This is a genomic window from Mycolicibacter acidiphilus, from assembly GCF_018455725.1.
In the GTDB taxonomy this organism is placed as follows: Bacteria; Actinomycetota; Actinomycetes; order Mycobacteriales; family Mycobacteriaceae; genus Mycobacterium; species Mycobacterium acidiphilum.
In genome coordinates this window covers 78,616-84,915 of sequence record NZ_JAHCLR010000027.1, presented here as the reverse complement: position 1 = coordinate 84,915, position 6,300 = coordinate 78,616, and the positions used below count along the sequence as shown (strand labels likewise).

The 6,300-nt window shown below is 69.8% G+C and carries 5 protein-coding genes, 2 pseudogenes and 1 riboswitch; of the genes and pseudogenes, 1 reads left to right on the top strand and 6 read right to left on the bottom strand.

Annotation, left to right across the window (positions count from 1 at the left end; all coding sequences use genetic code 11):
• The 6 genes and pseudogenes from KIH27_RS13795 to KIH27_RS13775 all read right to left on the bottom strand — a co-directional run.
• Positions 1–612, bottom strand: a pseudogene (locus tag KIH27_RS13795) (phosphoenolpyruvate carboxykinase (GTP)); the annotation flags it as partial.
• Between the two features lie 168 nt (positions 613–780).
• Positions 781–2,025, bottom strand: a complete 1,245-nt coding sequence (locus KIH27_RS13790; protein WP_214093521.1) for an MFS transporter — start codon at positions 2,023–2,025, stop codon at positions 781–783.
• Between the two features lie 41 nt (positions 2,026–2,066).
• Entirely contained in the window at positions 2,067–3,323 is a 1,257-nt protein-coding gene (locus KIH27_RS13785) for a PPE family protein (RefSeq protein ID WP_214093520.1), read from the bottom strand.
• A gap of 52 nt (positions 3,324–3,375) precedes the next feature.
• The gene (locus KIH27_RS23300) at positions 3,376–3,585 is read right to left on the bottom strand and encodes a PPE family protein, SVP subgroup (protein ID WP_372451382.1); all 210 of its coding nucleotides are present in this window, start codon (positions 3,583–3,585) and stop codon (positions 3,376–3,378) included.
• A gap of 564 nt (positions 3,586–4,149) precedes the next feature.
• A pseudogene (locus KIH27_RS23295) lies at positions 4,150–4,635 on the bottom strand (PPE family protein); the annotation flags it as partial.
• A gap of 15 nt (positions 4,636–4,650) precedes the next feature.
• On the bottom strand, positions 4,651–4,950 hold the full coding sequence (locus tag KIH27_RS13775; RefSeq protein ID WP_214093518.1) for a PE family protein: 300 nt from the start codon (positions 4,948–4,950) through the stop codon (positions 4,651–4,653).
• A 277-nt stretch (positions 4,951–5,227) separates the two neighbouring features.
• A riboswitch (M-box (ykoK) riboswitch) is annotated at positions 5,228–5,400 on the bottom strand.
• 381 nt (positions 5,401–5,781) lie between these two features.
• Here KIH27_RS13775 and KIH27_RS13770 point away from each other — a divergent pair.
• The gene (locus KIH27_RS13770; RefSeq protein ID WP_214093517.1) at positions 5,782–6,282 is read left to right on the top strand and encodes a ferritin; all 501 of its coding nucleotides are present in this window, start codon (positions 5,782–5,784) and stop codon (positions 6,280–6,282) included.
• Positions 6,283–6,300 lie beyond the last annotated feature (18 nt).

Genomic DNA, 6,300 nt, shown 5'->3' with positions numbered 1-6,300 from the left:
GATGTACTTCTCGGTGTTGCACGGCCACGGCACGTCCTTCTGGCCGGGCTGCAACGGCGCCCCCACTGAGTGCAGGCCCTTCACGAACGCGCCGTCCTCGCCGATCTTCTCCAGCGCGGCGGTACCCATCCGGGTCATGATCTTCATCGACGCAACCACATACGGCGAGTCGGTGATCTCGATGCCCAGCTTCGGGTCCTCGGCGCCGAGCGGGCCCATGCAGAACGGGATGACGTACATGGTGCGCCCGCGCATGCAGCCGCGGTACAGCTCGGTCATGATGGCCCGCATCTCGATCGGGTCCACCCAGTTGTTCGTCGGACCGGCGTCGTCGGGGTCCGCGCTGCAGATGAACGTGCGGGACTCGACGCGCGCGACGTCCGCGGGGTCCGACACGGCCAGGTAGGAGTTCGGCTTCTTCGCGTCGTCGAGCTTGACGACGGTGCCGGCAACCATCATCTCGGCCATCAGGCGATCCCACTCGCCGTCGGTGCCGTTGGACCACTCCACCCGGTCGGGCTGGGTGAGCTCAGCGACCTCCTGGACCCAGGCCAGCAGTTCCCGATGCTTGGTCGGCGCGTGCTCGAGACCCGGAATCGCCGCTACCGTCATCACACTCTCCTCTGTCGCCCCCACGAGCGCCATGCCCGGTGGCCGCATGCCCGGCCCGCTTGCAGACCGACGCTAGCAGCAATATCCGTGAATTGAAAATATTTTCACATGCTGAATCCGACAGTACCCGGCATCGGCGGGTACGAACGCGGACCGGATAGCCCGGGCTCAGACCACCAGCCGTCGCACCCACGCGTAGGCAGTGAACGTCAGCAACATCAACCCCGCCGAGAACAGCCACGGCGCTGAGGCGTGGCCGGCGAACAGCGTCGTGTACGCCATCGGGGCCAGCACCCCGCCCACCGACCAGGACGCCGAGTGGATCGAGGCGTGCCGGCCGGACAGATGCCGGGGCGCGAACGACAGCGCCACGGCGGTGCCCAGCGCCGCACCCGTCCCGTCCGCCGCCCCGAACAGGCCGGACGCCACGGTCAGCACCACCACGCCCGCCGTCAGACCGACCGCGCCGGACAGGTAGTAGCCGACGAACGCAGCGGCGCCGGCGAGAGCGGCCACCATCAGCATCGGCACGCTGCCGAAACGCTTCGCCAGTCGGTGCACGACCAGTGGGACCGCCGCCGCGACCGCGCAGGCGACCGCGGTGGACAGCGGCACCGACCAGCGCGGCAGCCCGACCGCCAGGACGTACAGCGCCAGCACGCTGTCCAGGCCCATCGTCACCAGCGCCACCCCGAACTGACCGAACACGAACACCATGAACGGCGTCTCGGCCAGCACCGAGGCGTACGACGGCGGGTCGTCGTCGCATTTCTCGGTGTCGCCGTAGGGAATCCAGGTGTCGTCGACGTGCCGGAGCGTCCAGAAGACCACGGCCACCGCGATCAGGACGACGGCGCAGGATTCGACGCCGGCCACCCACAGCCACGGGTGCCGCCGCTCGAACATCAGCACCAGGCCGCCGAACCCGGCCCCCAGCCCGAAGCTGACCAGCCGGGCCGACGCCATCTGCGCGAACATCCGATCGCACTGCTCGGTATCGGCGGAGACACGGCGGATCCCCTCGGTGTCGGCGGTGAAGAAGATGTTGTTGCCGGCCCCGCCGATGAACGCCACCACCGCCGGCAGCGCCAGCGAATGCACCGGGGCCGCGGTGAGCGCCGCCCCGATCGCCTGCAGCACCGCCCCGAGGCTCTGGGCGCGCAGCGGCCCGATCCGGTCGGACAGCACCCCCGCCGGGCGGATCGACAGCACCGCCGCGGCGCCCGCCCCCACCGTCAGCGCGGCGCCGGTGCCGGCGACCGAGAACCCGCGGTACACGGTGTAGAAGACCAGCGCCAACGGCGCCCACACCCCGAACGCCAGGAACCCCATCGCCCCGGCGCCCATGAACCGTCGCCGCGCCGACGGCAGCGCTGCCGCGCGGGCGGCGACGAGGTCCATCTCGGTGTGCACCCGCTCAACAAAAACAGAACGCACACCGCACGGACAACTCGTTATCCGCCGGCCGGCGTGCGCATCAGCGCTCGGGTGGGGCTGCCGTAGACCGGGCCGTCCTCCTCCTCGTCCTCGGCCTTGTCCACCATGCGCGATGCGGTCGACGCGGCCGCGCCGGGCAGGGCGGAGGTGATCACGGGGCTGGGCGTCACGACCGACGGCGCCGCGATCGTCGGCACCGGCGGCGCGGGGACGGCTGCCACCGGCCCGGTCGGCGACGTCCAGGCGGGCGGCACCGACAGCGCCCGGACCAGGCTGGCTTTGCCGACTTCGGCGGTGACGCCCGCGCTCGCCGCCGACGCGGCCGGCGCCGCGCTGACCAGGGTGCCGGTCCCGGCGGTCAGCGGAGTGGCCGCGGAGGTCGGGCCCGCTGTCGCCACCGGCGCCATGGTCCGGCCCAGCACGGTTTCCAGCGCGCTCATGTCGCCGACGACCTGCCCGATGAACGCCGGACTGTAGGGCGCACCCGCGATGGCGGAGTTCACCAGGGTCGAGTTCATGAAACTCGAGAACGGTGTCGCCCCATTGGATCCGGAGAGCAGGTTGAACAGTTCATCGAGACCGAGCGAGGAGTTGCCCGAACCGGGTGCGGTGATGTTCAGCCCCATCGCCTGCAGCGCGTTGGGCAGCGCACCCAGCAGTTGCGACATGTTGGTGGGGGTGGCCGCCGACGCCGACGCGGTGGCCTGCGCCGAGGCCGCCGTCTGACCGGCCGACGCCGACGCGGTGGTGGTCGTCGGGGGTGTGCTCAACGGCTTGAGGGTGGTCGCGACCGCCGCGTCGCCGGCGTAGCGGTACATCGCCGCGGCATCCTGCGCCCACATCTGGGCGTAGGCGGCCTCGGTGGCCGCGATCGCCGGGGTGTTCTGCCCCAGCAGGTTCGTGGCGATCAGCGTCGCCAACCGGGTGCGGTTCTCGGCGATCACCGGCGGCGGCACCGTCGCGGCGAACGCTGCCTCGTAAGCGCCGGCGGCGGCCGCGGCCTGACCCGCGGCGTGGGCGGCGTGACCGGCAGTGGCCCGCATCCAGGCCGTGTACGGGGCGGCGGCCGCGGTCATCGACGCGGCGGCGGGTCCGTACCAGTCGGCGGTCAGCCCGGACAGCACATCACCGCACGCGGTCGCGGCGGCGCCGAGTTCGGCAGCGAGATCCGCCCAGGCCGTCGCGGCTGCGACCAGCGGGCTGACACCCGCACCGGCGTACATCAGGCCGGAGTTGACCTCAGGGGGCAGCGCCCCGAAATTCAGTGCGCTCACGGCGGCGCCTCCTCGGATCGGATCGGAAGTCAGGGACTCAGCGGGTTCGGCGTCAGCCGCCGGCCGGCGGGCGGGACGTGACGGTCGGACGGAACCCATAGCGACGGGCGTAGCGACTCTTGCCGCGGACCGCACCGGGCATCGGTGCACCGGGCAGCATCGTCGGCCCGGCGCCGAAACTCATTGGTGCTGCGGTCGATCCGGCCAATGCGGCGGTCGCACCCGCCGTCGGAGCCACCAGCGCCGCCCACTTCGGCGGCACGGCCAACGACCGCACCAGGGTGGCTTTGCCGGTCTCGGCGCTGACCTGGCCGGGGCCGACGGGGTGCGCACCGGGTGCTGTCGTCGGCGGCACGGGCGTGACGTCGCTGATCTGCGAGACCATCGGTCCCAGCGCACCCAGTCCGCTCTCGGCGGCCTGCGCGGCGGCGGCGTCCTGCGCGGCGTAGATCAGCAGGTAGTCGAACGAGTTGAACACGTTGAACACACCGGTCGGGTTCCACCAGCCCGAGGAGAACACGCTGTTGCCGAAGAATGCGTTCAGCAGATCCCCGAGAGCCGAATTGCTGCGCCCGCTCAGCATGTTCAGCAGGCCCGACAGTCCGGCGTTGGATGCCCCGTTGGCCGGGCTAAAGATGTTCGCCCCGTCCAGCGACGGCGAGGTGAGCGCCTGCAGCGCGCCGGACAGCTGTCCCAGCACCTGGGTCAGGTTGGTGGGGTCGCTGCCGGCCGCGGCGACGGTCGCCTGGGTGGTCGCAGCGGCCTGCCCGGCCTGCGCGTCGGCGGTGGTGGCCGGCGGTGGCGTGCTCAGCGGTGTGAGGGTGGCCGCGGCGGCCGACTCCCCGGCGTAGCGGTACATGGCGGCCGCGTCCTGCGCCCACATCTGGGTGTATTCGCCGTCGGTCGCCGCGATCCCGGCTGCGTTCTGCCCCAGCACATTCGTGGCGAGCAGGTTCGCCAGCCGGGCCCGGTTCGCGGCGATCGCCGGCGGCGGCACGATGGCCGCCAGCGCCGTCTGATAGGCGGTGGCAGCGGCCGCCGCCTGCCCGGCCGCGTGGGCGGCCTGGCCGGCGGTGGTCCGCATCCAACCGGCGTACCGGGTCGCCGCGGCCGTCATCGACGCTGACGACTCCCCCTGCCAGGCGCCGCCGGTCAGCCCCGACAGCGCCGCGGCGCACGCGTCCGCAGCCGAGCCCAGTTCCTCAGCCAGCGCGGCCCAACTCGCCGCGGCCTCGGTCAGCGGGGCAGCCCCGGCGCCGACGTACAGCAGCCCGGAGTTGATCTCCGGGGGCAGTGCCCCGAAATCCAGCATGTCGTTTACGACGGATCAGCCGGCGAGGGCGACGTTGGCGTCTTCGGTCATCGCGTACGAGCCCGCGGCGCCGCGCAACGCGCTGGTGAACAGTTCCAGGATGGTGTCCGCCTGGGCGCTGAGCGTCTGGTAGAGGTGCCCGTACGCGGCGAACTGCGCGGCCGTCAGGACCGAAACCTGGTCTGCCGCAGCGGGAAGCACGGCGGTGATCGAGGCCGCGGCCGCGGTGTCGCGCGCGGCGACGGTGGAGCCGATACCAGCCAGGTTGCCGGCGGCCGCCGCCATCAGTTCGGGCTGGGTGGTGACAAAGGACATCTGAATTCCCTTTCGGGGTGGGCGGATCCACGCTGGGCGCAGCGTCCGCGCAGGCTGGACAGCACCCCGACGCATGGCGCAGCGGGGTGTGTGAGAAGTGTTTTCGGGGAAGCCGATTCAGACTGTTCGACGGCCACGGTGGAACGGAACAGTCATCGGCTCGGCATGCGAACTATCGCCGTTGGGACTCAATTGCGTTCTCACCTCCTTGCCGCCTGGACACACGCGGATGTCAACCGGACGCGCGCGGGGAGGATCGGGCAGCCGACGGCCACCCGACGCACCCCTCTCGTCAGAGCTTCGGCACCACACGGCGTAGTCCGGCCGAAGCCGGTAGCCACTTGGGCTCAACCCTTAAGCCGGGAGGAGCTGTCCTGACCCGAGGCGTCTTTCGACGTTTGGGGTCAGTGGCCTGTGTCCGTGCAGGAGCCTCACCTAGCGAGGCGCTTTTCGGTTGGATCGTTTCAGCCCCGGAGGACCCCGGTCAAATCGAGACGAACGCCCACAGAAACTTGGCAGAATACCCGGACCTGTTGGCGAGCAACCGATTTCATTCCATTGGCACGCCGTTCACCGAGCGTTCACCGACGGCGCGGGCGGGATGCGAGCAACGGCGACCGGAGAGGCCCGGCGGACGCCGTCCCGACCGGGCCGGCCTGCGGAAATGCCGCAGCGGTGAGCCTCAGCTTATTTAATAGAGGCTTCCCTTTCAGCAACAAAAATGCATCAGAACACCCCTGTCAATGGAGCCTAAGTTTACTTTGCAAAGCCTTTCTTGAATGAGTATCACCTTCGTTGCGACACGGATTGACCTGCATTAACGTGCCCTCCATGACCAAAAACAACACCCCTGACACGAAATTTCACCAACTGCTCCAGGAACAAATCCGACACGAATTCACCGCGGTGCAGCAATACACTGCGATCGCTGCGTATTTCGACAACGACGACCTGCCGCAGTTGGCGGAATTCTTCTACCGGCATGCCGCCGAGGAACGCGAGCACGCGATGAAGATCGTCAAGTACTTCATCGACCGTGACTACGCGGTCACGATCCCGGGAACCGATGAGGTTCGCAACCGGTTCGACACCCCCCGGCATGCGCTCGCGCTGACCCTCGACCTGGAGCGCACCGTCACCAAGCAGGTGAGTGCGCTGACGACCGCGGCACGCGAGGACGGCGACCACCTCGATGAGCAGTTCATGTGGTGGTTCCTGGAGGAGCAGCGCGAAGAGGAAGCGGTGATGACGACGCTGCTCAACGTGGCCGAACGCGCCGGGGACAACCTCTTCGACCTCGAAGAATTCGTCGCTCGCGACATCAACTCCTAGCTCGCCCGACTCGCGCCG